General features: G+C 55.7%; 24 protein-coding genes. 16 read left to right on the plus strand and 8 right to left on the minus strand.

Annotated features, from left to right (window positions below; translation table 11 throughout):
- Nucleotides 1-82 precede the first annotated feature (82 nt).
- From K0B01_06845 to K0B01_06855, 3 genes are read left to right on the plus strand one after another with little or no spacing between them, the layout of a single operon-like run.
- Complete coding sequence (locus K0B01_06845) at nucleotides 83-1,093, plus strand: DctP family TRAP transporter solute-binding subunit (protein ID MBW6485852.1); 1,011 nt, start codon at nucleotides 83-85, stop codon at nucleotides 1,091-1,093.
- A 12-nt stretch (nucleotides 1,094-1,105) separates the two neighbouring features.
- Nucleotides 1,106-1,612 (plus strand): TRAP transporter small permease, encoded by a 507-nt coding sequence (locus K0B01_06850; protein MBW6485853.1) that lies wholly within the window; start codon nucleotides 1,106-1,108, stop codon nucleotides 1,610-1,612.
- Nucleotides 1,613-1,615: 3 nt separating this feature from the next.
- Nucleotides 1,616-2,896: a TRAP transporter large permease subunit gene (locus K0B01_06855; protein MBW6485854.1), complete on the plus strand. Its 1,281-nt coding sequence runs from the start codon at nucleotides 1,616-1,618 to the stop codon at nucleotides 2,894-2,896.
- 9 nt (nucleotides 2,897-2,905) lie between these two features.
- On the opposite strand, the gene trxA is transcribed toward K0B01_06855, so the two are convergent.
- From trxA to pyk, 3 genes are all read right to left on the minus strand, one after another.
- Nucleotides 2,906-3,436 (minus strand): thioredoxin, encoded by a 531-nt coding sequence (gene trxA, locus K0B01_06860; protein MBW6485855.1) that lies wholly within the window; start codon nucleotides 3,434-3,436, stop codon nucleotides 2,906-2,908.
- A gap of 35 nt (nucleotides 3,437-3,471) precedes the next feature.
- Nucleotides 3,472-4,626, minus strand: coding sequence for a chromate efflux transporter (gene chrA / locus K0B01_06865; protein ID MBW6485856.1), 1,155 nt, complete (start codon nucleotides 4,624-4,626; stop codon nucleotides 3,472-3,474).
- 198 nt (nucleotides 4,627-4,824) lie between these two features.
- The gene (gene pyk, locus K0B01_06870) at nucleotides 4,825-6,261 is read right to left on the minus strand and encodes a pyruvate kinase (protein ID MBW6485857.1); all 1,437 of its coding nucleotides are present in this window, start codon (nucleotides 6,259-6,261) and stop codon (nucleotides 4,825-4,827) included.
- Between the two features lie 262 nt (nucleotides 6,262-6,523).
- On the opposite strand from pyk, the gene K0B01_06875 reads away from it, so the two are divergent.
- From K0B01_06875 to K0B01_06890, 4 genes are all read left to right on the plus strand, one after another.
- Complete coding sequence (locus tag K0B01_06875) at nucleotides 6,524-6,808, plus strand: hypothetical protein (GenBank protein ID MBW6485858.1); 285 nt, start codon at nucleotides 6,524-6,526, stop codon at nucleotides 6,806-6,808.
- A gap of 216 nt (nucleotides 6,809-7,024) precedes the next feature.
- Entirely contained in the window at nucleotides 7,025-7,603 is a 579-nt protein-coding gene (locus K0B01_06880; protein MBW6485859.1) for a DJ-1/PfpI family protein, read from the plus strand.
- A gap of 31 nt (nucleotides 7,604-7,634) precedes the next feature.
- A complete protein-coding gene (locus tag K0B01_06885; protein ID MBW6485860.1) occupies nucleotides 7,635-8,636 on the plus strand; it encodes a hypothetical protein in 1,002 nt (333 codons plus the stop codon).
- Between the two features lie 183 nt (nucleotides 8,637-8,819).
- Complete coding sequence (locus K0B01_06890) at nucleotides 8,820-9,491, plus strand: transglutaminase family protein (protein MBW6485861.1); 672 nt, start codon at nucleotides 8,820-8,822, stop codon at nucleotides 9,489-9,491.
- Between the two features lie 20 nt (nucleotides 9,492-9,511).
- Here K0B01_06890 and K0B01_06895 read toward each other — a convergent pair whose 3' ends face one another.
- Together K0B01_06895 and K0B01_06900 are read right to left on the minus strand one after the other, a co-directional pair.
- A complete protein-coding gene (locus K0B01_06895; protein ID MBW6485862.1) occupies nucleotides 9,512-9,922 on the minus strand; it encodes a P-II family nitrogen regulator in 411 nt (136 codons plus the stop codon).
- Between the two features lie 34 nt (nucleotides 9,923-9,956).
- Nucleotides 9,957-10,601 carry a hypothetical protein gene (locus K0B01_06900; GenBank protein ID MBW6485863.1) on the minus strand — a complete coding sequence of 215 codons (645 nt, stop codon included), beginning with the start codon at nucleotides 10,599-10,601 and terminating at the stop codon, nucleotides 9,957-9,959.
- Nucleotides 10,602-11,115: 514 nt separating this feature from the next.
- Between K0B01_06900 and K0B01_06905 the strand changes: the two genes are divergently transcribed.
- Nucleotides 11,116-12,798: a dynamin family protein gene (locus K0B01_06905; protein ID MBW6485864.1), complete on the plus strand. Its 1,683-nt coding sequence runs from the start codon at nucleotides 11,116-11,118 to the stop codon at nucleotides 12,796-12,798.
- Nucleotides 12,799-12,888: 90 nt separating this feature from the next.
- Nucleotides 12,889-13,233, plus strand: a complete 345-nt coding sequence (locus K0B01_06910) for a hypothetical protein (GenBank protein ID MBW6485865.1) — start codon at nucleotides 12,889-12,891, stop codon at nucleotides 13,231-13,233.
- Nucleotides 13,234-13,280: 47 nt separating this feature from the next.
- Here the strand turns inward: K0B01_06910 and K0B01_06915 are convergent, their stop codons facing one another.
- From K0B01_06915 to K0B01_06925, 3 genes are read right to left on the minus strand one after another with little or no spacing between them, the layout of a single operon-like run.
- A complete protein-coding gene (locus tag K0B01_06915) occupies nucleotides 13,281-14,297 on the minus strand; it encodes an alcohol dehydrogenase catalytic domain-containing protein (GenBank protein ID MBW6485866.1) in 1,017 nt (338 codons plus the stop codon).
- Nucleotides 14,298-14,303: 6 nt separating this feature from the next.
- Complete coding sequence (gene lsrF / locus K0B01_06920) at nucleotides 14,304-15,182, minus strand: 3-hydroxy-5-phosphonooxypentane-2,4-dione thiolase (GenBank protein MBW6485867.1); 879 nt, start codon at nucleotides 15,180-15,182, stop codon at nucleotides 14,304-14,306.
- A 27-nt stretch (nucleotides 15,183-15,209) separates the two neighbouring features.
- Complete coding sequence (locus K0B01_06925; protein ID MBW6485868.1) at nucleotides 15,210-17,015, minus strand: acyl-CoA dehydrogenase; 1,806 nt, start codon at nucleotides 17,013-17,015, stop codon at nucleotides 15,210-15,212.
- A 276-nt stretch (nucleotides 17,016-17,291) separates the two neighbouring features.
- Between K0B01_06925 and K0B01_06930 the strand changes: the two genes are divergently transcribed.
- The 7 genes from K0B01_06930 to K0B01_06960 all read left to right on the plus strand — a co-directional run bounded on the left by K0B01_06930 (nucleotide 17,292) and on the right by K0B01_06960 (nucleotide 25,599).
- Nucleotides 17,292-18,182, plus strand: a complete 891-nt coding sequence (locus tag K0B01_06930; GenBank protein MBW6485869.1) for a branched-chain amino acid ABC transporter permease — start codon at nucleotides 17,292-17,294, stop codon at nucleotides 18,180-18,182.
- 9 nt (nucleotides 18,183-18,191) lie between these two features.
- Nucleotides 18,192-19,235: a branched-chain amino acid ABC transporter permease gene (locus tag K0B01_06935; protein MBW6485870.1), complete on the plus strand. Its 1,044-nt coding sequence runs from the start codon at nucleotides 18,192-18,194 to the stop codon at nucleotides 19,233-19,235.
- Nucleotides 19,236-19,318: 83 nt separating this feature from the next.
- Complete coding sequence (locus K0B01_06940) at nucleotides 19,319-20,491, plus strand: ABC transporter substrate-binding protein (protein ID MBW6485871.1); 1,173 nt, start codon at nucleotides 19,319-19,321, stop codon at nucleotides 20,489-20,491.
- Nucleotides 20,492-20,553: 62 nt separating this feature from the next.
- Nucleotides 20,554-22,452, plus strand: coding sequence for an AMP-binding protein (locus K0B01_06945; protein MBW6485872.1), 1,899 nt, complete (start codon nucleotides 20,554-20,556; stop codon nucleotides 22,450-22,452).
- A 3-nt stretch (nucleotides 22,453-22,455) separates the two neighbouring features.
- On the plus strand, nucleotides 22,456-23,268 hold the full coding sequence (locus K0B01_06950; GenBank protein MBW6485873.1) for an ABC transporter ATP-binding protein: 813 nt from the start codon (nucleotides 22,456-22,458) through the stop codon (nucleotides 23,266-23,268).
- A gap of 69 nt (nucleotides 23,269-23,337) precedes the next feature.
- The gene (locus K0B01_06955) at nucleotides 23,338-24,069 is read left to right on the plus strand and encodes an ABC transporter ATP-binding protein (GenBank protein ID MBW6485874.1); all 732 of its coding nucleotides are present in this window, start codon (nucleotides 23,338-23,340) and stop codon (nucleotides 24,067-24,069) included.
- A 21-nt stretch (nucleotides 24,070-24,090) separates the two neighbouring features.
- A complete protein-coding gene (locus tag K0B01_06960; GenBank protein ID MBW6485875.1) occupies nucleotides 24,091-25,599 on the plus strand; it encodes an AMP-binding protein in 1,509 nt (502 codons plus the stop codon).
- Nucleotides 25,600-25,603 lie beyond the last annotated feature (4 nt).

The raw sequence follows: 25,603 nt of genomic DNA on the forward strand, positions 1-25,603 counted from the left end.
AACGAGGTTGCCGGCAGGAAATCGACATTGGTCAGAGACGGGCAATATTTTTTAAACTTTATGAATAGTTGGGAGGTATGCTGTGAGGAAAAAACCTGTATCAGTAATCGTTGCAATAGTATTTTCCCTGGTTTGTTTTGCCTTTTCCGCCGAGGCGAAGATTGTCGTCAAGTACGGCCACGTGGGACCGCCGATCCACCCGCAGCACCACGGCGCCGTGGCTTTCGCCAAATACGTGAATGAAAAAACGAATGGCGAGATCGAGGTGCAGGTCTTTCCCCTGGGCCAGCTCGGCGGCGAGCGGTCGATGTGCGAACAGGTGCAGGGCGGAACGCTCCATATGACCTCCGCCACGGCCGGGGTGCTCGCCAATTTTGTTCCGGAAATCGGGATCATCGAGCTGCCCTTTGTCTATCCGGACAGGGAGACCGCCTACAAGGTGCTCGATGACAAGGATGTCCGGGAACGTTTTGCGAAGTATGCCGAGGCCAAGGGGTTTGTCTTTATCGGCTATACGGAAAACGAGTTTCGGGACATGACCAACTCGAAGCGGCCTATCAAGAATCCGGATGATTTAAAGGGATTGAAAATAAGAGTGCTGGAAGCGCCCATGATGATCGACACCTTCAAAGCCCTGGGAACAAACCCGACGCCCCTGCCCTTCCCGGAGATATACAACGCCCTGCAGCAGAAGGTCATCGATGGTCAGGATAACCCGATCTTCACCTCGATTATGATGAAATTCACCGAGGTGAACAAGTTCGCGACGATCACCAACCATGTTCTCACCGAATGCCCAACCGTCGTCAGCCGGGATTTCTGGAAATCCCTTACCCCCCCTCAGCAGAAGATATTCCGGGAGGCTGCGGCGGTGCAGCTCAAGGTAAACCGGGAAGGCAACGCCAAAAACAGGCTGGTGGCCCTGGAGAAGGCGAAGGCCCAGAATGTGGATGTGCATGTTCTCACGGCCGGGGAGCGAGAGGCCTTCAAGAAGGTCGTCCAGCCGGTGTTGGAGAAGTACCGCGCCTCGTACGGGGCGGAATGGTTCGATTTCTACCTCAAAAAGATCGACTTCCACGCGAAGAAGAAGTAACCCGGCAAAAAGATGGATGGTATTTTAAGGAAGCTCAACAGGTTCGAGGAGGGGATGGTCGGCTTCGCCCTCCTCGGCCTGGCGCTGCTTACGGCTGTTGAAACCTGCCTTCGTTATACGATCTCTTATACCTTCAGTTGGTTCGGCGAACTCGCGAACTATACGATGATTTTCTGCGCCTACCTCGGCGCCTCGATCGGCGTGAAGTACGGGACCCACTTTTCGATGGAGGCGCTGTCCGAATATCTTCCCGACCGGGCGAGTCATGCGCTCAAGGTCCTGGCATACGGCATCTCGGGCGTCATCTGCCTGCTTTTCGTTTACTACGGGACCATCCATATTTTGAAAACAAGCGCCTTCGGCGTCAAGAGCCCCGCGCTGCAGTTGCCGATGTTCATCCCCTATCTGCCGATTCCGCTTTTTTCGGCGACGATGGGGTTCCGCTTTTTTGTCCTTTCCCTTCAGCACTTCCGGGGGTTTTTGAAAAACGAGCCTTTCGCGCGTATCAGGAGGAAGTAGCCTTTGACCTTGACTATCGTTTTGCTTTGTTTTTTGATATTTCTTGTCATAGGCATGCCGATCGCACTCGTTCTGGGGGCGACCACCGCTGTTTATCTGATTTTTATCGCCCACGCCCCCCTTACCTCGCTCATCCAGCAGCTCTTTAATGGGCTGGACAATTTTGTCCTGCTGGGGGTGCCGTTTTTTATCCTTGCCGGCAATATCATGGCGGAGGGGGCCATCTCCAAACGGCTGGTTGCGGTTATGAGGCTATGCGTGAGGAGATTTACCGGCGGACTTGCCATGGCCTCCGTTTTGGCCTGCCTGTTTTTTGCGGCCATTTCCGGTTCATCGCCGGCCACAGTAATCGCGATCGGCGGCATCATGATGCCGGCCCTCATCAAGGATGGCTACGGGGAGCGCTTTTCCGTCGGCCTTCTCACCTCCGCCGGTTCCCTCGGCATTTTGATTCCGCCCAGCATCCCGATGATTCTCTATGCACTGGTAATGAATGTCTCCGTTGCCGAGCTTTTTCTGGCCGGCTTCCTGCCGGGTCTGTTTATCGGGGGCGTCCTGATGACCTATTCCGTCATCAGGGCAAAAAGACAGGGATGGCGTTCCGAGGATAGCTACACCCTCGCGGAGGGGACAAAAATCATCAAAGAGGGACTGTGGGCGTTGTTTCTTCCCCTCCTGGTCCTCGGCGGGATATACGGGGGTATTTTCACCCCGACGGAGGCAGCGGCGGTTTCCGTTGTTTACGCCCTTTTGGTTGAACTTTTCATCTACAGGGAACTGAAACCGCGCCAGCTATTTTCCGTCTGCAGGGATTCCGCGATCCTGTCAGGATCGCTGCTCTTCATCCTCTCCTGTGCGATGAGCTTCATCTGGATGCTGACCGTCGAGCAAATTCCGGTAAAACTTGCCGAGGTCATCGTCTCGAACATCGAGAGCAAATGGCTCTTTCTACTGGCCGTAAACGGCGTGCTTTTGCTCATCGGCGGCCTCATGGACATCGTGACGGCGATAGTGGTAATCTCACCGATTCTGGCCGAGACGCTCAACCGGTACGATATCAATTACATTCACTACGGCATTATCATGATCGTAAATGTCGAACTGGGGTTCCTGACCCCGCCCTTCGGCCTCAATCTCTTTGTAGCAATGGCCGTTATGAGGCGCTCCCTCGTGGAAATAAGCAGGGCGGTGCTGCCGTTCATCCTCCTCTTTTTGGCCTGTCTTCTCATCATTACCTATGTCCCGCAGCTCTCCACGCTGCTGCCGGAGCTTTTCCTCAGGTAAATTTTTTCTTTACAGATCGGCCAATAACCGGGATAGTCCGAGACCCGCCTTCTCCAGCTCTTGCGAGGCGGCCAACGCCTTTTCGTAAAGCGGCGTGCCCTTGGTCTCGCTTGCCTTTTCCAGCCATTTGGAAAATTTCTGCCCATGCTGTGCGTTGCTTTTCGCCCATGAACTGATCAGCGTTTTCAGCCTGCCCTTTTCGTCGGAGGGGAATTTCTCGAGGATTTTGTCCACCATCGCCTTGATCGTACTTTCCGGAACCGCGCCGAGGATCTCGTCCACCTTCTGCCCGTCCACAAAAAACATCTGCATCGGGATGCTCATTATCTGATACTTGGTCGCTGTCTGCTGGTTCTCGTCCACGTTGATCTTGCAGAACTTGAATTTGCCATTGTAATCTTCGGCAAGCTTGTCGTAAAGGGGGCCGACCATCTTGCAGGGTCCGCACCACGGCGCCCAGAAATCCACTTCCACTGGCAAATCCGCCTGAAACACCTCTTCCTCAAAAGTATCGTCCGTAATGTCCACTACCTTGCTCATTGTTTCCTCCTCCATAATTTTATTTATCCATTTCATCACAAGAACAGTAGCGACGCTGCTATTCCAGCCAGTACCGGATAGAGCAGCTTGACCTTGAAGAATAGTGCGGCAAACGTCCCACCGGCGATGAGAATGCGAATCGCCTCCCAGGGGACCTTCAAGCCGAAGCGAATCGTTACGGAAAGGAGCAGCCCCACAAAGGAAAACAGGATGCCGTGCAGAGCCCGGCTGAACCAGGGAGATGTCCGGAGCCGATCGTAGTAGGGAACCATTCCGGCGATGATTACGAAGGAAGGCAGGAAGATCGCGGCAGTGGCAATGATGCCGCCTGCCAGGCCGTACTGCAGATAGCCGATGAAGGTGGCAGTGATGACAATGGGTCCCGGCGTGATCTGTCCGAGGGCGATTCCATCCAGAAAGGTCCTGGTGTCCATCCAGCCATGGACGGACACCACCTCGTTGAACATCAAGGGAACCGAGGAAAAACCGCCCCCGAAGGCGAACAGGTCAATCTTTGCCATCAGGAAGGCCAGCGTGAATAATTCTCTCTTCAACAGATAGAGCAGGATTAAGACCCCTGCCGCAACAAGGATTATCCAGGCCAGGGGCTTCGGGGAGAAGGAGTTCTGGCCGTCAAATGTCGCCTTGGTCGGGAAGGTCTGGCGATAATAAAACCCAAGCCCAAATAGCCCGGACAGGAGAATGACGCCAATGGGATGGACGCCGAAGCCGAACATTATGGCTGCGGCCAATGCAACCAGCGCCCCTTTCCAGTCCTTCAGCCAGGTTTTGCCGAAGGTGAAGGCCGCATGGGCGACGATGGCCACGACCACCGCCTGGAGGCCGCTGAACGCCGAAACGACGGCTGGCAACGCGTGCGCGCGGGTATAGAGGGCCGAGAGAATCAGCATGAGGATGACGGCGGGGAGGCCAAAGCCGACAAACGAAGCGGCGGCGCCCCCAATCCCCCGCGAACGCAAGCCGACATAAGCCGCCGCCTGCATGGCCGTCGCCCCCGGAATCATCTGGCAAAGCCCCGCACCCTCGCGGAAAGATTCCTCGGTGAGCCATTCTTTTTCCCCCACGGCCATCTTCCGGATTTCGGCAAGCATGGCCGGGCCGCCAAAAGCCGTCAATCCCAACCGGAAAAAGGACAAAAAAATATCGCCTGCCGTTGGCGTCTTAATCATTCAACTCTCCCCGTTACTCTTTTTTCTGCCCCGGGATATTCATCCCCCCAAGGCAAGCTCAAGGGTGCGCTCTGCTGGCCTGATTTTCCCCTGTTTCGATAAGCATACTTCCAAAAATGCGTCAAGGTTTTCCGGGGGCGTCTCCCTCCTCGGGCGCCTTGAATTTCTCACGGGATAAACCTCCCGCGCCGTCCCTTTTTAGATGACTTCAAACCTTGTCCAACTGGTTCTGCTTTTTTCCGAAGAGGGCGCGCCGGCGGCAAAGATAACGAGGTCGCCTTTTTTGATCAGGCCGCGGTTTAGCAGTAATTCCTTTGCCTCCTCTATGGCAAGGTGTTCCTTGTCAAAGTGGTCGCGAAACACAGAGGTTACCCCCCAGCGGAGACACAGGCGGTTCATGGTTTCAAAACTGTTGGATATCGCAATGATGCTGGCAGAGGGCCTGTACTTGGAGATAATTCTGGCGGTTCTTCCCGCGAAGGTAAAGACTACAATCGCCCGGGCATCGATCTGACCGCTCATTGCCACTATGGAATGCCCGATCGAGTCAAACAGTTTTTCCTGGAGATCGAAAGGCGAAAGGTACTTGATATTCCTCCGGTCTTCGGCATGCATCTCCGCATTGAGGACAATGTCCCTCATGATTCGCACGACGTCTATCGGGAAGGCGCCGACCGAGGTTTCTCCGCTCAGCATCACGGCATCGCTGCCGTCCCAGACGGCATTTGCAACGTCGGAGGCCTCCGCCCGAGTGGGAACCGGGGAGTGAATCATCGATTCGAGCATCTGCGTCGCAGTTATGACCAATTTGCCGGCGGCGTTGCATTTTTGAATGATGATTTTCTGCAGTACCGGCACATCCTGAGGCGGCAGCTCTACGCCCAGGTCGCCCCGCGCGATCATGATCCCGTCGGCGGCGGCGATTATGGCGTCGAGGTTGTCAACGGCTTCCCGTTTTTCTATCTTGGCAATAACCGGGATGTCTTCGCCCCGGTCGCTGAGCCAGTCTTTCAGTTGCGTAACGTCGGCGGCGCTTCTGACGAAAGACAGGGCGATGTAATCAACCCTGTGCTGCAGCGCAAAATCGAGATCCCGGAAGTCTTTGGCGGTGAGGGACGGGGTTGATAAATTCATCCCCGGCAGGTTCATCCCCTTTTTCGAGGTAACGAGACCCCCTGCATCGATCCTGCAGATGACGCTCTCGCCCTTCTTTTCGATTATAGTCAACTGAATAAGACCGTCATTGATTAAAATCCTGTCCCCGATTGCGGCATCCTGGACGAGTGGCTGGTAGGACGTGGAGATCATCTCCTTTGTTCCGAGGAGATTCTTGGTCGTTATTTCAATCAGCTCACCAGTTTGCAGGAGTATGCCCGGTTCCGCAATTTCGCCGACCCTGATCTTCGGCCCCTGCAGATCAACGAGAATCGCAAGCGGGGTGTTTTCCTCGGTGCAGGCTTTATGCAGGGCGTCAAAAACACCTTCAAAAAAGTCACCGCTGCCATGCGACATGTTCAGACGCACAGCGTCAATCCCCGCCCGGAGCAATTGACGGATTGTTGCCGCATTCCCGGTGGCCGGTCCTAACGTCGCGATAATTTTGGTCTTGGAGAATTTTGCTGCAATTTCTGCCATTTTCCCTCCTGTTTATTCGCTGACCCCGGCGGTGGTTCGCTGCGATGACGCTAAGGGGATTTTCGGGACAACCGAACGTACGGCAGAGCGATGTTTTCGTGGCGATAAGACTAACATTTGGTGTATAAGGTGTCAAGACCGTACGTTGACGCCGTTCAAGCTGTTTTTTCACAATAAATTCAAGCAGGAGGAAGTGAAGATGACGATAAAAATTAATTTTTATTGCTGGGCACGCTGAACCACCTGTCGCAAGGCGAAGGAGTTGCTTTCGCAAAAGCAGGTGGAAATCAATGACCGCGATTTTTTCAAGCACCCCTTCAGCCGGGCGGAAATAGTGGAACTTTTGGGGGAAAAGCCGGCGGCGGAGATGTTCAACTTCCGCAGCCCCTCCTTCAAGAAGCTGGGCGTGAATCGGGACAGCCTTGGCCCTGAAGAACTTATCGCTTTGATGCTGCAGGAGCCACGGCTGGTCCGCCGGCCGGTGGTGCGAATCGGGGAAGAGGTTTATTTCAGCGCCGACAGGTCAGTCCTGGAGGGTTTGCTTTAACCATCAGCAGCCACTCCTTGGCCACGGGCGGTCTTCGCCTGGGCTCCTTCCTGCTGATGCACGTCCGGACGCAGTGCGGGGAATTACAGCACTATAACAAGGTGGTTTTTGTCCGCCGCAGGCAATGTTATAAATATATTTGCGCAGAGAACGGCTTTGGGTATATACCTCTTCGAAACAAGCGGAAATACAATAAAATAAGGAGGAGAAATCGCTATGGCAAAGAAAATTCTGTTTTTGGTTGGCGACTACGTAGAGGACTACGAAGTCATGGTCCCGTTCCAGGCGCTGGCTGCGGTCGGCTACGCCGTTGAGGCCGCCTGCCCGGACAAGGCCGCGGGCGACGTGATACGGACTGCCGTTCACGACTTTGAAGGCGACCAGACTTACAGCGAAAAGCGCGGGCACAACTTTGGCCTGAACAAGACCTTCAGCGAAATCAAGGAGGCTGAATACGACGCCCTGGTTATCCCCGGTGGGCGAGCGCCCGAATATATCCGCCTCAACCCGCGCGTCCTGGAAATTACCCGCTATTTCTTTGCGGCCAACAAGCCCGTTGCGGTTATTTGCCATGGCGCGCAGGTACTGGCGGCAGCCGGCGTGTTGAAGGGACGTAAATCAACGGCCTACCCGGCAGTGGGTCCCGATGTCGTAAGCTCCGGCGGGGAATATATGCAGATACCCGTTGACAAAGCGGTGACGGAAGGAAACCTTGTTTCGGCCCCCGCCTGGCCGGCTCATCCCGATTGGCTTGCCCAGTTCCTGAAGCTGCTGGGCGCGAAGATCGAGTTATAGTCAAAACAGTCGGGGCTCTGTCCCTCTTTATATGCTGAAGGTCATTACCGACGAGGCGGCGATCAAGCGTTGCCAGGGACATTTTGTGAGGAGTTTCCGGCCATTTGCGTCCGCCAAGATTCCCGTGCGGCTCGGCCATCCGGGGGCGAGCGAGCAGGCGAAGGTTGTCTGGTCGGAGGGCCTCGGCATCTGGCACTTCTCCCGCAAGATTGCCGACAGCCGCTACTGGAATGGCTTCGGGAGCGGCCGCCCGGAGCCTGGAAGCGCTATTGCGATTACCTGCGAGATAAATTTCCCCCTCCGCGGCGTTGACAGAAGGATGGGCGGCGCCTTTGCCCAGGATCGCACCGGCCGCCTCTTCGTTGTCCACCGGGGCAAGTTGGGCGGCGGCAGAAAGGGGATCGGGAAATCGCTCTTCACAAGCAGCTACCGGGGAACCTGGGAGGTCTTGGATGACGGGGGCGATGAGACGCCGGTCGCCGTCATCGGGATTCTGCAATCACCTCGTTTTGCCAGACATATCGCCGAGTTCGTCCAAAAGATTGCCCAAATCAAGGAGACTGCCGCCGCCAGCTCTGCGCAGGCAGAGCTGCTCTTTGGCGAATTTCGTCTCCATGAAGAGCTGCTCGGCGCCCGCTACCGCGAACAGGAGAGGGAGACCGGCGCCGAATGCGACCACGGCCTCGTCGTCCGGGATCTGGCCGAAATCATGATGCAGGCCGGTCTGAGGGTGGGAAACGACGGGAACCGGGATTTGGCGGTGATGAACCGGGCCGGCCGGATCCGGGCGGTCTTTCAGATTCGGACGGATACGACTCTTGCGGAGATTCACGCCGCGGCGACGCAGCTTCTGCTGAGCGGCCTGAGTCTAACCGACAATCCGCTGCTGATATTGGCTCTTCCCCGGTTGCCGAAGTCTTCGCTGATTGACAAATTGAAGCGGCTGAATATTGCCGTTTTGATTTATGAATGGCAGGAAGAACGGGCGCTTTTCCCCGGCCTCGCCTCTCTCCTGCCGGCAATTGCCTCGTGACTGGCCAGTGGGGGAGAAACGATGATTCAAGCCCGGAGAACTCCCTCTGCCCTTCGTGTCATTGCGGCAAGCGAAGCTGCGAAGCAATCTGATGATTTATCGAATACTTACCGGATTGATTCGGCCGATGGCCTTCCCGCAATGACCAAAAATTAAAGCTGTCCCTCGTATAAGGAGAAGTTTATGGAATCAGAAATACAGCAGTATCTACAGCCTTCAGCGACCATTGACCATGACGACAAAGCGGTTGCCGCCTTTGCAAAAGGACATGCCGGCGATTCAGCAGATCACCGCGAACAGGCGGTCAGCCTCTATTATGCCGTCAGGGACGGCATCCGCTACGATCCTTACTCCATTGACCTGTCGATCGAAGGAATCCGTGCCAGCGCTACATTGAAAAGCGGCCGCGGCTGGTGCGTGGCCAAGGCGATTCTGCTGGCAGCCTGTTGCCGTACCACGGGAATTCCCGCCCGGCTAGGATTTGCCGATGTACGGAATCACCTGACCACCCAGCGTTTGCGCGACCAGATGAAGACCGACGTCTTTTTGTGGCACGGGTACACCTCTATTTTCCTGGATGGAGGTTGGGTCAAGGCCACGCCCGCCTTCAATATCGAACTTTGCCAGCGGTTTCGGCTGAAGCCCCTTGATTTCGACGGGCGCAGCGATTCGATTTATCACCCGTTCGATATGGAAGGGCGGAGACACATGGAGTACCTGAAGTATCGCGGTGAATTTGCCGAGGCCCCGCTTGAGCAGATTGCCGAAACATTCCGCCGTGAATATTTAAAGGATTCTTTCGGGGATGAAGCCGACTTCGAAAGCGACGTAGCGCAGGAGACCGGCGGCTTCTGAAAAAATAACTCTGTCCCTTTTTACTTCTTGACCCGGCCCACCCCTTTTTTCTCGTCAATGTCGCCGGGATACATAACCGCTTCCTGCCCGCGTTCCTTGGTGCGGATGCGGATTATCTCCTCCACCGGGGAGATGAAGATGAGTCCGTCTCCCGGTTCGCCGGTATAAGCGGATTTCAGGATGGCGGCGATGGTGTCCTCCAAATTGCGCTCGCCAACAACGATGTTGAGTTGAATCTTCGGCAACATGTCCACCTGATAAGTTCCGGACCGTCCCGCGAGCTTGATGCCGCTCTGCCGGCCATGCCCGCGAATTTCGAACATGTTCATCCCGACGATGCCGATTTCAGTTAAGGCGTCTTTGACATCCGTAATCTTGTCTTCCCGGATGATAGCCTCGATTTTTTTAACATTTCTGCTCTCCCTAAATATTTATTGAGGAAGCTCCTCTTCGAGCCGGCTTGTCTTATGAATAGGAACGCTCCTCGTGCGCGCTGGTATCCAGGCCTACCTCTTCTTCCGCTGCCGTTACCCGCAGCCCGATGCTCGCATTGAGCAGTTTGGCCAGCGCATAGGTAACGCCAAAACTAAAAGCGGCAGTCGCCACTATACCAATAATCTGAATGCTGAGCTGTCCGGGGTTGCCGAAGAAGAAACCGTTTCCGCCGGCGGCGTTCACTGCTGTTGTCGCAAACAGGCCAGTGGCGATCATTCCCCAGGTGCTGCCCACACCGTGGCAGGCCCAGACATCCAGCGACTCGTCCCATCTTCTCTTTTCCCGGAAACGCATGGCATAATAGGAAATTGGCGCTGCTACGGCGCCGATCAACATAGCAGCAAGCGGCGTGACAAAACCGGAAGCGGGCGTTACTGCCGCCAATCCGACTACCATGCCGGTGGCGATGCCCAGGGTGCTGGGACGGCAGTCCAGCCAGGAGAGCAGCATCCAGACCAGCCCGGCGGCCACGCCGGAGGTGCTGGTGGCGAGGAGCGCATTAACCGCGACGCCATCGGCAGCCAGGGCGCTGCCGGCATTAAAGCCGAACCAGCCCACCCATAATAACCCGGCGCCGATCACCGTAAGGGGGATGCTGTTGATTGGATTGACCATAATTCGTTACCTTTCCTTAAGACGTAGTGATTAATGCCAATTACTGCAAACGCAGCAAATATCTTGCCAAATATAAATTACTTGTATTATTAGTTAGATAAGATTTACGCTGACATATTATTGGGACGAAATTGTCACTGCTTAAGGCAGCAGTACATAATTGTGTTAAGATAAAATGGGGGAAAGAACATCTGGCGAAGGCCTCAGAAAGTCTTCCGGGATTTCCCTGATTGAAAACGCAGCCAATTTTCATGAAAGCTATTGACAAAGTTCCGGAAAGGTGTTCAATTTTTATGCGTACGGTACACGCAGGTTCAATCCGGAGGCTTATCTTGCGCAAGCTGCAATCGCCTCTGAAATAACGGCCGGAGACGCAACAGATATTAACGAAATCATTACAGAATTTTAGTGAGCGCTGCCGCTGGCAGAGGCGGCGGCTTGACCAGACAAGTTGACTGCTTGCACGCATGATTGAGCACGGCGTCAGCGCGATGATACAATACGGAGGAAAGCAATGGCGCCGCGGGTATTGAGCCTTAAGCAGAACAAACAGTTTGCTTCGATACGCGATTTACTCCAGAGGTGTTTAGCCCTGACAGAAAAGTGCTCGAACGCGGAGTCATCCCGGTTTCTCTTCGAACAAATTTCCCATCTTCAGTCCGCTGCGCTTTTCGTCATAGTCGGGGAGGTGAAGGCTGGCAAGAGCAGCTTTGTGAATGCGCTGCTTGGCGAAGAGATCTGCGAGGTTGCGCCTGAACCATGCACGGCCGGCATCCAGGAACTGGTTTACGGGGAAGAGCGATCAACGACGATCCTCGGAGATCATTGGGAAAAGGTCAGTCTGCCGAAAAAGGTCCTCAAGGAAATATCCATTGTCGATACACCGGGGACAAATTCGATTATTCGTAATCATCAGACCATTACAGAGAAATACATACCAAAAAGCGATCTTGTCTTGTTTGTCTTTCCGGCTAAGAATCCCCATACCGCTACCGCCTGGGATTTCCTGGAACTTGTTCGAAAGGACTGGCGCCGGAAGATAGTTTTTATTTTGCAGCAAGCCGACCTTGCAACGCAGCGGGAACTCGCTACCAACAAAGAGCGGGTGCAGCAGTATGCACGTGAGAGAAACATACAGAATCCAGTGGTTTTCACTGTTTCGGCCAAGCGGGAAGCTGAAGGCACATCGGATAGTGGTTTTGCAGAATTTCGGCAGTTCCTCCAAAGCGCCGTTGAGACGGGGGATGTCTGGCAGATGAAGGCCGAAGCGGCGCGGGACACGGCCGGCAAAATTGTCGGCAGCCTGCTGGCGCGTCTGCGGAAGGAACAAGCCGCTGTTGCCGATGACCGGGTTTTTTACGAGAATTTAATCGCCCGGGTGGAAGCGCGTCGCGAAAAGGCCAATGCACTCAGTCGCTTGGCCGTCGATAGCCTGTGCGTCTCCTACGACCGGCTTGCCGCCGGCTTGGAACGCGACTTCGCTGAAGGCTTAAGAGTGGGAACGATCTTGCGCCGGGCTATTCCGTTTGTCCGGGACAAGGATGTCAAGACATGGCTCAAAGAGCTCCATGCCAACTTTGAAAGTGTGTCGAAACAGGAGATTGACGCCGAGTCCGCACGAGTGTCGAAGGATATTTCTGATGAGATGATGACGATGTTCAGCGAGTTGACTGAGGCAATTGCCCATCGCCGCAATACCGTAAGCGAGAGTTTTTCGGCCCGGCATTCCGACCGCGCCGAGATTCTCTTGCGCCTGCAGCAGCAGCTTCAAGACCTGCGCATCGCAGACATTGTTGGCGATAAGGGGATTCAGGGGTCTGACATAGGAACGCTATCGCTGACCGGCGGAGGGATCGCGGCGCTGGGCGCAGTCATTGCGTTTGCCACTCAACTGGTGGTGCTTGACATCACCGGCGGCATCCTGGCGCTGGTTGGCGCCGGTCTCATCGCTGTGACATTGCTCTGGAAACGGTCAAGTATCGTTAAGGATTTCTCGCAGAAACTGGAACAGTCGCGCCAGGAGTTCCGGGATCGCCTGGATAAGGAGATTGCCTTGATCTTCGGGAAGCTTTTTGTGGAAATTGAGCAACGCTTGCACGAACCGGTGGCAACCCTCAATGCAGCCGATGACCGCTTGACTCCGCTTGTCGCAGAGGCGCAGCTTGTTGAGCAACTGGCGGGGGCGGTTTTTGATTGAAGTATCGCCGAACAGGATGGCTTCTGCACAGCCCCGGGCGGCTGCGGAGCTCGGACGAGTTAGCGTTGCCGCTTACAGAAGGGAGAATCAATGGAAACTACGGTGATCACAGAAAGAGAGAGGTCGGCAAAAACCCTTACGATAATCATTTATGCGCTGTATGCCGCGTTTTTTCTGGTTGGCATCACCGCCATCTTTGCGATCGTGCTCAACTACGTCAAAAAGGATGACATGGTCGGAACGTTTCTGGAAAGTCATTTTCGCTGGCAGATTCGCACCTTCTGGTTCGGGCTGCTGTGGGGCGTGCTGGGAGGAATCACCATGCTGATCGTTGTCGGATGGTTTGCGCTTGTCGCCGACGGCATCTGGATTATTTACCGCATAATCAAAGGCTGGCTGCGGCTTAGCGAAAATAAGCCGATGTACGTCGTCTGAAAAATCAAGCGGGATAACCCCGGGAGGCCCCGCCGACCGGCTGGCACTCAGAGGTCGTGCGGCCGGATGATCACCTTGAGGGAATCCTCGCCGGACAGAACAAGCTGAAATCCTTCCTGAATACGCGCAAGGGGCAGGCGGTGGGTGATCATGTCCCCGATTTTCACGGTGCGGCTTGCGAGCAGAGATATGGCGTGCGCGATATCGGGCGGGCCGCAATAATATGAGGTTAAAATCCGTATCTCTTTCCTCCAAAAGTCGTTCAGGGGAATCGTTACCTGTTTTTCCGGGCTCGGCACGGCGAAGAACGCGACCGCTCCCCCTTTGTCCACTGATGCCCATGCCTGGTTGATGACCGACAGAGGCGACGCGCAGACAATGACGACATCGGCTTTTTTACCGTTCTGCCTGACAACTTCCCCGGGAACATCGCCATTCGCGAGCAGCGCAATATCCGCGCCGTTTTGCGAGGCAAGGGCAAGTTTTCTGGGATTGATGTCCGTGGCAATTACTCGACATCCCTTGACTTTGGCGAGCTTTACGTGCAAAAGCCCGGACATGCCGCATCCCATGACCATGACCGTGTGGCGCTGCTCAATGCCCGCAAGCCCTTGTGCATGGCACACGCAGGCCAGCGGTTCGATGAAGGTGCTTTCCTCGAAGGAGAGGCGCTCCGGCAGCAAACAGGCGCCGCGCTCGATAAAGACTTGGGGGACGAGGATGTACTCGGCAAATCCCCCCGGCAGGCGCTCCTGTACCCCCGTGCAGAGCGGATATTTCCCGGCCTTGCAATAGTCGCACTCAAGGCAGGGCACCTTGGGCGCGATGAAGACGCGCTCGCCCACCCGGAATTTCGTCTGCAAGCTGCCGACTCGGACCACTTCGGCGCCAATCTCGTGTCCCGGCACCAGGGGGGCGCGCGGCAGCCTGTACCATTCGACAATATCGCTGCCGCAGATGCCGCAGGCATGGACCTTGACGAGCATCTCTTCGGGGCCGGGCACAGGCGTATCCACTTCTTGAATCCGAATGTCCGAGTTGTTGTGCCAGATGGCGACCTGCATCGCGCTTCACCGATTCTTGAGCGACAGGTAGAGCGCGAAGGCCTTGGCGGGCGTCTCGTTTTCGTGCACCACGGCTCTTACCGCCTGGATCATCGCCACCGCATCGTCGGACTGGAAGATGTTGCGGCCCATATCCACGCCGGCTGCGCCCTGCTGCACCGCTTTATACGCCATGGTCAGGGCGTCGAGCTCGGGAATCTTCTTCCCGCCCGCCATGACGATGGGAACCGGGCAGGAGGCCGTGACCGTCTCAAACCCCTCTTCCACATAGTAGGTCTTCACGTACTGTGCGCCCAGCTCCGCACAGATGCGGCAGGCAAGCCGGAAATACCGGGCTTCCCGCGCCATGTCTTTGCCCACTGCGGTCACGGCCAGCGTGGGAATGCCGTACCGCGTGCCGGCGTCCACCAGCTTCGTCATGTTGATAATGGATTGGCGCTCGAACTCGCCGCCGATGAACACCTGCACGGCCAGGGCGCAGGCGTTGAGGCGAATTGCGTCCTCGATGTCCAGCGCGATCTCCTCGTTGGACAGCTCCTTTAAAATGCTGGCGCCGCCGGATGCGCGCAGCACAATGGATTGCGATATGGAGGGCGGAATGACCGAGCGCAGAATTCCCCGGGTCAGCATCAGCGTGTCCGCGTAAGGGGCGAGGGGAACAATGCCGAGATCTATGCGCTCGAGTCCGGAGGTGGGGCCTTGAAAATAACCGTGGTCGATGGCCAGCATCACGGTGCGGCCGCTTGTGGGATTGAAGATACGGGCCAGGCGATTCTTCATTCCCCAACCCAGGGAATTAGCCCCCTTCAGAAAAAATCCCTCGGTGGACTGGGGGGTGTTCAAACCGAATTTTTCAGCCTCTTTTAAATCGTCGATATCGGGCATAATGCCTCTCCTTCTCTCCAGAGAATGCTACTCGAACCACTCCGGTTTCATTTGCACGGTGAGGCCGTCCGCGCTTTCCATGAGGCGGGGGGCGATGCCCTTTACCTTCGGGAGTTCATAGGCAAAAAAGTAGCGACTTGTTTGCAGCTTGCCCCGGTAGAAATTAGCTTCCGCCTCCGTGGTTGCCCTGCCGAGCGCCTCGGTCGCCTTCAGCCCCTGCAAGAGCCACTGCCAGGCGATCGTGACGATGCCGAAGAGCTCAAGATAGAGGGTGGCATCGGCCAGAAACAGCTCGATTTTGCCTTTCAGCGCCAGACCTGCAAGAGATAAGGTAATTTCTTTCAGAACTTCCACTGCTTCGGCAAGGGAACTGGCGAATTTCTCGCACTCGGGAACGGCCCTGCCGGCGGCGATTGTCATTTCCAACTCGGCCAGGAACAACCTAAACGCCTTCCCGTTTTTCATGATCACCTTGCGTCCCAGCAGGTCCATCCCCTGAATGCCGGTTGTTCCCTCGTGGATCGGGTGGATCCGGACGTCCCGGTAGTACTGCTCCAGCGGAAACTCGTCGCAGTAGCCATATCCGCCAAGGCACTGGAGACCCTGGCTGACCGAGAGAATGCCCATCTCTGCCGGATAGCTCTTGGCGATCGGGGTGAGCAGATCGAGGAGCAGTTCGTAATGTTCTTTTTCTTCCCCGGCGGTGACAGCGGACAAATCTACGTACCGGGAACACTGAAAAATAAGGGAAAGCGACCCCTCGACCACGGCGCGCTGAAAAAGCAGCATCCGCTTTACGTCGGCATGTTCGATGATCGGCGCCTGCGGCGTCAGCGGATCTTTCGCCTGCACCGGGCGGCCTTGCGGCCTCTGTCTGGCATATTCGAGCGCCGCGTAGTAGGCTGCCGAAGCAATCGCCGCCGCGCCCATGCCCACGTCGATTCGGGCCTCGTTCATCATCTGGAACATGCACGAGAGCCCCCGGTTGGGTTCGCCGACCAGCCAGCCGCGGCAGTCGTCGTTGTCGCCGAAGGCAAGCTGGGTGATCGGGGCGCCCCGGTAGCCCAGTTTGTGATAGATGCCGATGCAGGCCACATCGTTGGCAGTCAGACCTCCGTCCGCCTCCGGTCTCAGCTTGGGGACGACAAAGAGGGAAACCCCCTTAACGCCGGGAGGCGCCCCCTCGATCCGGCCAAGGAGCAGATGCACGATGTTTTCCGTTGATTCGTACTCGGAGCAGGAGATAAAGATTTTCTGCCCTTTTATTTTATAGTAGCCCTCTGTGGTCGGAAAGGCAGTGGCCGCGATATCCGTTAGGGAGGATCCGGCCTGCGGCTCTGTCAGCGCCATTGTTCCCTGCCACTCACCCGCAAACATTTTCGGGACATAGGCTTCAATAAGTTCCGGTGAGCCGAAAGAGGCGATCAGCCCGGCGGCGCCGGTCGTGAGAAACGGATAGACGGAAGCCGAGTAGTTTGCCGCGCCAAAGATTCCGCGGAAGGCGGTCATGATCATGCTGGGAATCTGCTGGCCGCCCATTTCATACGAAGCCTGCGCCCCGATCCAGCCGCCCTCGCCGCAGGCCTTCATGATCTGCGCGGCCAGGGGATGGACAAAAACCTTTCCATCCCTGAATTCCGGCGGCTGCTTGTCCATCTCGCCAAACGCCGGGAAAAGCATCTCCCTGCCCATGCGCATGGCCGTATCGACAACCATGTCGAAGGTTTCTTTGCCATGATCTTCAAAATACGGGTATTGTGTCAGGGCAACCGCGTCAAACACCTCATACAGCAAAAAATGCAGATTTCGGAGACTGATGAATTTTTCGGCCATGATGGAATTTCCCCCTCCCTGATGCATAAGCCCAGATATTGCAAAAAGGCTGTTTCCCTTTCATTAACACGGCGCTTTGCGTCGGGCAAGCCGTTTTTGGGGGCGACGGTTGTGAGGCCAAAGATGTTTTTTTCTTGACACGGTTGAGCGGGCAATGCTATTGACCGCCTCCACGTTGTCATTTCACAGCAGCGTGCTTCATTTATTTACATACATTTGAATGTAGAAATGCATCATTAATTGCCAGAACCTTATCCAATGGTGGAGACCGTCGCAATGGATTTTTCGGTGCTGCTCCAGATTGTCGTTGTCGGTATCGCCGCAGGCGGGGTGTATGGGCTGATCGCCCTGGGTTTTGTTCTCATTTACAAGGCGACCAGCATCCTCAATCTGGCAATGGGAGAGTTCATGACGCTCGGGGCGTTTGTCTGCTTCACTGCCCTTACCTCATTTCACCTGCCATTTTACCTGGCGTTTATCATTACGATCGTTTTTGCCGTCCTGCTCGGAATGGTTATCGAGCCGCTCATTCTACGGCCCATGATTGGAGAGCCGGTCATTTCGGTCATCATGGTAACGATCGGTCTGGGGGTGATCCTCAAGGGGCTGACTTACATGATCTGGGGGCCGGTTTACCGGGCCTTTCCGCCCATATTCCCCTCCAAACCGTTGCTGCTGGGGCCGGTTGTCGTTCCCTCGGGGCTTTTGTGGGGATTTTTGTTCGCGATCGCGACGATGGCGGTCTTTATCGCGATCTTCAAATTTTCCCGTACCGGCGTGGCAATGCGGGCGGCTGCATTCGATCAGCAGGCAGCCCTTTCGATGGGCGTCAGCGTCAGGAAGGTGTTTGCCCTGTCGTGGAGCTTTGGGGCGATTGCCGCCGTCATCAGCGGTGTCGTCATCGGCAACATGAGCGGCCTCAACATCTACATGGGGGATATCGGTCTGGCCGTGCTTTCGGTCATTATCCTCGGCGGGCTGGACAGCATCGGCGGGGCGATCCTGGGCGGCTTTATCGTCGGCATCCTGCAGAACCTGACGGGTTTTTATATCGACCCGCTGGTAGGAGGCGGCGCGAAGGACATCGCGCCCTACGTCATCCTCCTTTTGATCATCATGATCCGCCCGTACGGGCTGTTCGGAAAAGTGACAATCGAGCGGGTTTAGGGGAGGGTTATGCGTTCCGGAGATTTCAAGGAAAACTACATCAGCGACGAGGCGATCTTCCCGTCTCTTTTCGCCAGGTTCTGGGTCGCGGCGCTGTTTGTGTTGCTGCTGCTGTTCCCCTTTTTCGCCAACAACCACCTGCTGTACATAGCCAACATGATCGGATTTGCGGTGATCGGCGCGGTCGGTCTCAATCTGCTGACGGGCTTCACCGGTCAGATTTCCCTCGGGCACGCGGCCTTTATCGGCGTTGGCGCCTACACATCCGCGATTCTCGTTACCCGCTGCGGTTTTTCGTTCTGGCTTTCCGTTCCCTTGGCAGGAATGGCTTCCGCGCTGGCCGGAGCCTTGATCGGCATTCCGTCGCTCCGGGTCAAGGGGCTCTATCTCTGCATTGCCACCCTTGCCTCCCAGTTCATCTTCGGTTTTATCTTCGTCCACTGGGAATCGATGACCAAGGGGATAACCGGCATCCACATTCCGCCCCCGGCAATCGGCGCCTTGCATTTTGACAACGAACGGAAGTTTTACTGGATTACCCTTTTCTTTGTTGTACTGGGGGTCGGATACGCGCGGAACCTGATCCGCTCCAAAATGGGCAGGGCCTTCATGGCGGTGCGCGATCGCGATCTGGCTGCCGAAATTATGGGGATCAATCTGTTCCGCTACAAATTGAGCGCCTTTGCGATCAGTTCTTTCTACGCCGGCGTGACCGGCGCCCTCCTGGTGAACTTCCTGAAGGTGGTGGTTCCGGAACAGTTTTCGTTCATGGTCTGCATCGAGTATCTCGCGATGATCATTGTCGGGGGGTTGGGAAGCGTAATCGGGTCTGTTTTCGGCGCCGTATTCATGACGCTGGTTCCGGAGATTCTCAGTGTGCTTTCCGATATCGTCAAGGAGGCCGCACCGGAAATGGCGAGCCTGATCGTCCCGTTCAAGCAGGTGGTTTTTGGTTTTCTGATCGTCAGTTTTCTTATTTTTGAACCACGGGGGCTGGTGGAAATCTGGAACCGGATTAAGAAGTTTTTTCTGCTCTGGCCTTTTTCTTATTGATGTTCCAGGAGAAGTGAACAGGGCAGCGGGTTTGCAAAACTGGAAACAACGGGAAGATTTTTTTTGATTAAGGAGGGGGAGAGATGGTGAAGAAAACATTGATCAGCGTTATGAGTGCGTTTTTGTTAATCGGCATGGCGGGTATGGCGATGGCCGAGCAGTTGCCGACGATCTGCGCCGTACATCCCTATACCGGACGGTTTGCGTTCGCCGGGATTGAAGGGGCGGCCGCTATGCAGGATGTGGTTGACATGACCAACGAAGCCGGCGGAATAAACGGGAAAAAGCTTCAGTATTTCTGGGCCGACGGCGAGTACAAGGACGATGTCGGGATTGCCGCTTTCAAGCGTTTGTACGCCCAGCATAAGCCACAGGTCGCGTTCGGCCAGAGCACTGGAATGACGAAGGCGCTGGGACCGGAAATCAAGGATCGCTACAAGACGCTGTACAGCGCTTATACCTTTGCCGAGGAGGCGGCGAGACCCAAGGTCAATCCGTACCTCTTCCTGCCCGGGCCCACCTATGTCGATCAGTTCAGCGTTATTCTGAAACACATTGCCAAGGAAAAGCCGGGCGCAAATCTCGCGTTTTTTTACAGTGATACAGAATTTGGCAGGGAACCGATTGCTGCCGGCCGGGAGATGGCCAAAAAGCTGGGGCTGAAACTGGTTGCCGAAGAAATTTCGCAGGTCGGCGGCGTCGATCTGGCGACGCAAATTCTCGACATGAAGACCAAGAAGGTGGAGTACTGCATCTTCCAGGGGTTCGTCAGCAATCCGATCGCCTCGGTCGTAAAGCAGAGCAAGGATTACGGGATGAACATCAAGTTCATGGGGACGTTCTGGTCAACCGAGCAGCAGCTGCTCAATGAACTGGGCCCGCTTGCCGGCGAATACACGGGCGTGTCCGCGTATTCGTTCTACTACCAGGGCGATATCCCGGAGATCAAGAAGATCCAGGCGTGGACGAAAAAGAAGTACCCGAAGATCCAGTACCGCTCGCAGTCCTATATGGCGGTTTACATGTCCACGCTCCTTTTCGTGGAAAGCTTTAAACGCGCAGACAAGATGAAGGGCGGCTTCAACAATCCCGAAAATCTGGTCAAGGCGTTTCAGTCGATCAAGAACTTTGACGTCGGCGGTCTGATGCCGCCGGTAACGGTCAGGGATAACAGCATCCCGGTCGGACGTGCTTACCGGGGAAATCCGGCAACGGCGAAATTTGATCCGATCTCGGATTGGGTGCGCCTGGATTAGAAGATTTTCATGGGGGCACGGCGTGCCGCGCCCCCACGTGGTTAAACGGTCTGGCAGGATAAATGGAAAACGTAACGCTTCCGGTATTATTGAAAAAGAATGCCCTTCGTTTTGGCGACGGGAGGGTGGCCCTCCGCGAGAAGGAGTTTGGCATCTGGCAGACGGTTACCTGGCGTAAATACTGGGAAAATGTAAAAACTATCGCCCTGGGGCTCCATCAGCTCGGTTTCCGGAAGGGAAACAAGCTTTCGATCATCGGCGACAACCGGCCCGAATGGTTCTACGCGGAACTGGCCGCGCAGTCCTTAGGCGGGGTGGTGGTCGGCATCTACCCGGACAGCCACCTCGAACAGGTTGAATACATCATCAACCACTCCGATTCGCTCTTCGTTGTGGCGGGGGATCAGGAACAGGCCGACAAGATTCTGGCGATCAAGGATAAATGCCCCGGAATCACAAGGCTCATTGTCGATGATCCGAAGGGGATGAGGAGCTATGACGACCCCGGGATCGTTTTTTTGAAGGATCTTCAGAAGGCAGGCGTTAAGCTGGCTGAAAAAGAGCCGCAGCTTTTCGACGCCCTTCTGGACGGCGTTTCTCCTGATGATGTCGGCCTGCTCATCTACACCTCCGGGACAACCGGCATGCCGAAAGGGAGCATGATCACCCACCGGAGCATGGTCGCGGCCGGGTTGCTGCTCGATGAGGTGGATCAGGCGCGGGAAAGGGACAACTACGTCTCGTTTCTGCCCCTCTCCTGGATAGGTGAGCAGCACTACGCAATTTACTGGAGTCTGGCTGCGGGATTTACAGTTAATTTCCCGGAGAAGGTGGAGACAACGCAGACCGATATGCGGGAAATAGCGCCGGATATTATGCTGGCGCCGCCGCGAATCTGGGAGAAAATGTGCTCAGATGTGCAGGTGAAAATTCAGGATGCCGCCTGGATCAAGCGCAAGGCCTTCCAGTTTTTACTGCCCGTCGGCTACAGGGTGGTTGATTGCAAGCTGAAGGGTGAAAAGCCGCCGCTCTACCTCGGGTTTCTCAAGTGGGTTGCCTACTGGCTTTTATTCCGGTCGCTGAAGAACTACCTGGGGCTGGCCCGGGTGCGTAATGTCTATACCGGCGGGGCGCCGCTTGGCCCGGAAATATTCAAGATGTTTCAGGCCCTTGACGTCAATATCAAGCAGGCCTACGGGATGACGGAACTCTGTGGGGGGGTCATTATTCACCGCACGGACGCCATCCGTCTGGATACGGTCGGGAAGCCGCTTCCGGGTCTGGAGGTGATGATCTCGGACGAAGGCGAGATGCTCGTCAAGGGGCCAACCAATTTCATCGGTTACTACAAGAACCCCGAGGCGACAAAAAAAGCCCTGACCGACGGCTGGTTTCATACCGGCGATGCGGCGATTGTCGATGAAGACGGCCAGATCGTCATCATCGACCGGATGGCCGATGTGATGAAACTGGCCGACGGCAGCCGGTTTTCTCCCCAGTTGATCGAAAACAAGCTCAAGTTCAGCCCCTATATCATCGATGCGATCGTGATCGGGCAGGATCGGCCGTTCATCACGGGGATGATCAGCATCGACATGAACAATGTCGGCAAATGGGCGGAGAACAACCAGCTTCCCTATACGACTTTTGCGGATCTGTCCCAGAAAGAACGGGTCTATGAACTCATCGCCAAAGACGTGGCCAAGATCAACAAGACCCTGCCCAAGGTCGCCCGGGTAAAAAGGTTCGTGCTGCTTTACAAGGAATTGGACGCGGATGACGAGGAACTTACCCGCACCCGCAAGGTGAGACGGAGCTTTGTCGCCGAGAAATACAAGGATCTGATCGCCGCCCTGTACGGCGATAAAAGGGAGCTGGAGGTAGAGTCCAATATCCGCTACCGGGACGGCAAGGAATTTCAGATGAAGACAAAAGTCAGGGTAGAGCATGTTGAGAGTTGACAGATGACAGAACCCGAAGAAGGCGGCATTCAACTTCAGATAGAGGATCTCCACCTCGGTTTCGGCGGCTTGAACGTCCTCGACGGCGTCAGTACGAACGTCCGGAAGGGGGAGATTTTTTCGATCATCGGGCCGAACGGGGCCGGCAAGACCAGTCTTTTGAACTGCATCAACCGGTTTTACAAGCCGTCCCGGGGAAAAATCATCTTCGAAGGGCAGGATCTCCTTAAGTTCAAGCCGCATCAGATTGCCGCTCTGGGGATCGCCCGGACATTTCAGAACGTGGAACTCTTCAAGCACATGACCGTCCTCGACAATATCAAGCTGGGGCATCATATTCATCTCAAATCGGGCTTTATGTCCGGGGGAATATATTACGGGAAAACCCGCCGTGAAGAGATAACGCTACGGCAGGAGGTCGAGGAACGGATCGTCGATTTTCTCGAGATCGAGCAGATCCGCAAAAGCGTCGTCCATACCCTGCCGTTCGGCCTGCAAAAAAGGGTTGAGCTGGCGCGGGCGCTGGCGATGAAGCCGAAACTGCTTTTGCTCGACGAACCGGCGGCGGGAATGAATCTCGAAGAGACGGAGGATATCGTCCGCTTTGTCCTCGATATCAACGAGGAATGGGGTGTGACCATCATTTTGATCGAACACGACATGGGGGTGGTGATGGATATCTCCGACCGGGTTTGCGTGCTCGATTTCGGGGAAAAAATCGCCGAAGGAAAACCCGAGGAGGTGCGCCGGAACGAACAGGTGATCAAGGCCTACCTCGGGCAGGCGGATCTCGCTCTTTCCAGACTGGGGGCATAGGTGGAGCCGTTACTGCTGGTCAACAACATTGAGGTGATCTACCATAACGTCATTCTGGTGCTGAAGGGGATGTCGCTGCAGGTGGGCGAGGGGCAGATCGTGACGATCCTCGGAAACAACGGCGCCGGCAAGACCACGACGCTCAAGGCCATCTCTGGTCTGCTTTCTTCCGAAAACGGCAAGGTGACGGACGGTTTCATCAATTTTCGGGGGGAGCGAATCGACCGCACCTCGCCGGAGAAGATCGTCCGCAAGGGGATCTTTCAGGTGATGGAAGGAAGACGGGTATTCGGCGATTTAACGGTCGAGGAAAACCTGATAGTCGGGGGGCATACCAACAAAAGCGCCCGCCGGATGAAAGAGGATATCGAGAAGGTGTACAATTACTTCCCCCGTCTGGCGCAGCGGAAAGAGACGCTGGCCGGCTACATCAGCGGGGGGGAGCAGCAGATGCTCGTGATCGGCCGGGGACTGATGGCTAAGCCCCGACTGATGCTGTTAGACGAACCGTCGATGGGTCTTTCCCCGTTGCTCGTTGCCGAAATATTCGAGATCATCAGAAAGATCAACAAGGAAGAGGGAATGACGATCCTCCTCGTCGAGCAGAACGCGCGGCTTGCCCTGTCGATCGCCGATCATGGCTATGTCATGGAGAACGGCCGGATCGTCCTCGACGATGAGGCCTCCAAACTGGAACAGAATGCCGACATTCAGGAGTTCTATCTGGGCTTGACGGAAGTAGGCAAAAAAAGCTACAGGGACGTGAAGCACTATAAGCGGCGGAAGCGCTGGCTGACATAAACAAAGATAAGGAGTGGAGCTATGGGACTGAAGGACTTTACCGTTTATGATGTATTCAAAAGGAATGCCGGCTTTTTTCCCAACAAGCCGGCGGTTGTTTTTGAGGAGCGGGAAATAACATACGCAGAGCTGCTGACGATGGTCGAGCGTGCGGCGGGATGGTTTGCCCTGGCGGGAATAAAAAAGGGCGACAGGGTGGCCGTCCTGAGCAAGAACTGCCCGGAGTTTTTTGTTTTGGCCGGGGCGATTGCCGCATCCGGGGCGATTATGGTGCCGATCAATTTCCGGCTTTCCGTCGAGGAAATCGGCTACAATCTTGAAAATACAAAACCGGTGGCGGTTTTTGTCGATCCCGATTATCACGAAACGATCAACGGCCTCAAGGCGGGTTTCCCCGATGTGAAAAAATGGGTGAGTATGAGTGCGGCGGAGAATAGCGGCTTTGACTCGTTTTCGGTTCTTTTGGACAGCGAACCATTGCCGGCTGCGGACGTGAGCGGCGATGATCCATTTGTCATCATCCACACCGCGGCGGTGCAGGGAAAGCCGCGCGGGGCCGTGCTCAGCCACGGCAACATGATCTACGGCGGGCTGCAAAGCATGGCCGCAATTGGCTTGAGCGGGGACGATGTTTACCTGAACATCCTGCCCCTGTTCCATATTGGCGGCCTGATTGCGGCGTTCACCACGATGCATGCGGGCGGGGTCAACTTGATCGTGCCGAAGTACGATCCGGCCGAATGCGGCAGGATCATCGACAGAAAGCATGTTACCCTGATTGGCGACTTCCCGCCGATCCTGGCCCAACTGCTCGATGCCAGGGACGCCGGTCACTGCACGCTTGCCTCGCTCTCGAATGTCTATGGACTGGAGCGCCCGGAAACGATCAAGCGTTTCGAGGATTTGGGCACTGGCAACTTCTGGATGATCTACGGGCAGACGGAAACGATGGGGATTACCTGTCTTGCCAGGAACACCGACAAACCTGGCTCCGCCGGACGCCCGGGGTTGTTGTCCGCTGTCATGATTGCCGATGAATTCGACCGTCCCGTCGCAACAGGCAAGGTGGGAGAGATACTGGTCCGGGGACCGCTGGTCTTTCTGGGATATTGGGGCGAAGAGGAGCTGACGGCGCTTACTTTCCGCGAGGGTTGGCACCATACCGGGGATCTGGGGCGTCTCGATGCGGAAGGATTTCTCTGGTTTGCCGGACGCAAGGCGGAAAAGGAGCTGATCAAACCGGGCGGGGAGAATGTTTACCCGATCGAGGTGGAAAAGGTTGTCCTCGAACATCCCGACGTGTTTGAGGTTTCCGTCATCGGTGTGCCCGATCCGAAATTCGGGGAGGGGATCAAGGCGATCTGTGTGGTAAAACAGGGTGTCAATCTGACTAAACAGGCACTGATCGATTTTGTCGCCGCCCGGATCGCCCGTTACAAAAAGCCGAATTATGTGGAGTTTGTCGAGTCTTTGCCGAAAAAAGAGGACGGCTCCATCGACAGGAGCAAGGTAAAGGAACTCTACGGTTAGCGTT

This window comes from Syntrophobacterales bacterium (genome assembly GCA_019429105.1).
Classification (GTDB): domain Bacteria; phylum Desulfobacterota; class Syntrophia; order Syntrophales; family UBA5619; genus DYTH01.

What these genes read in the sequence shown, in the direction of transcription:
- K0B01_06930 (MBW6485869.1), top strand. Translation starts at nt 17,292, where the DNA reads ATGGATTTTTCGGTGCTGCTCCAGATTGTCGTTGTCGGTATCGCCGCA.
- K0B01_06850 (MBW6485853.1), top strand. Translation starts at nt 1,106, where the DNA reads ATGGATGGTATTTTAAGGAAGCTCAACAGGTTCGAGGAGGGGATGGTC.
- trxA (MBW6485855.1), bottom strand. Translation starts at nt 3,436, where the DNA reads ATGAGCAAGGTAGTGGACATTACGGACGATACTTTTGAGGAAGAGGTG.
- pyk (MBW6485857.1), bottom strand. Translation starts at nt 6,261, where the DNA reads ATGGCAGAAATTGCAGCAAAATTCTCCAAGACCAAAATTATCGCGACG.
- K0B01_06950 (MBW6485873.1), top strand. Translation starts at nt 22,456, where the DNA reads ATGACAGAACCCGAAGAAGGCGGCATTCAACTTCAGATAGAGGATCTC.
- K0B01_06935 (MBW6485870.1), top strand. Translation starts at nt 18,192, where the DNA reads ATGCGTTCCGGAGATTTCAAGGAAAACTACATCAGCGACGAGGCGATC.
- K0B01_06940 (MBW6485871.1), top strand. Translation starts at nt 19,319, where the DNA reads ATGGTGAAGAAAACATTGATCAGCGTTATGAGTGCGTTTTTGTTAATC.
- K0B01_06955 (MBW6485874.1), top strand. Translation starts at nt 23,338, where the DNA reads ATGTCGCTGCAGGTGGGCGAGGGGCAGATCGTGACGATCCTCGGAAAC.
- K0B01_06945 (MBW6485872.1), top strand. Translation starts at nt 20,554, where the DNA reads ATGGAAAACGTAACGCTTCCGGTATTATTGAAAAAGAATGCCCTTCGT.
- K0B01_06900 (MBW6485863.1), bottom strand. Translation starts at nt 10,601, where the DNA reads ATGGTCAATCCAATCAACAGCATCCCCCTTACGGTGATCGGCGCCGGG.
- K0B01_06960 (MBW6485875.1), top strand. Translation starts at nt 24,091, where the DNA reads ATGGGACTGAAGGACTTTACCGTTTATGATGTATTCAAAAGGAATGCC.
- K0B01_06885 (MBW6485860.1), top strand. Translation starts at nt 7,635, where the DNA reads ATGCTGAAGGTCATTACCGACGAGGCGGCGATCAAGCGTTGCCAGGGA.
- chrA (MBW6485856.1), bottom strand. Translation starts at nt 4,626, where the DNA reads ATGATTAAGACGCCAACGGCAGGCGATATTTTTTTGTCCTTTTTCCGG.
- K0B01_06925 (MBW6485868.1), bottom strand. Translation starts at nt 17,015, where the DNA reads ATGGCCGAAAAATTCATCAGTCTCCGAAATCTGCATTTTTTGCTGTAT.
- lsrF (MBW6485867.1), bottom strand. Translation starts at nt 15,182, where the DNA reads ATGCCCGATATCGACGATTTAAAAGAGGCTGAAAAATTCGGTTTGAAC.
- K0B01_06905 (MBW6485864.1), top strand. Translation starts at nt 11,116, where the DNA reads ATGGCGCCGCGGGTATTGAGCCTTAAGCAGAACAAACAGTTTGCTTCG.
- K0B01_06910 (MBW6485865.1), top strand. Translation starts at nt 12,889, where the DNA reads ATGGAAACTACGGTGATCACAGAAAGAGAGAGGTCGGCAAAAACCCTT.
- K0B01_06890 (MBW6485861.1), top strand. Translation starts at nt 8,820, where the DNA reads ATGGAATCAGAAATACAGCAGTATCTACAGCCTTCAGCGACCATTGAC.
- K0B01_06915 (MBW6485866.1), bottom strand. Translation starts at nt 14,297, where the DNA reads ATGCAGGTCGCCATCTGGCACAACAACTCGGACATTCGGATTCAAGAA.
- K0B01_06880 (MBW6485859.1), top strand. Translation starts at nt 7,025, where the DNA reads ATGGCAAAGAAAATTCTGTTTTTGGTTGGCGACTACGTAGAGGACTAC.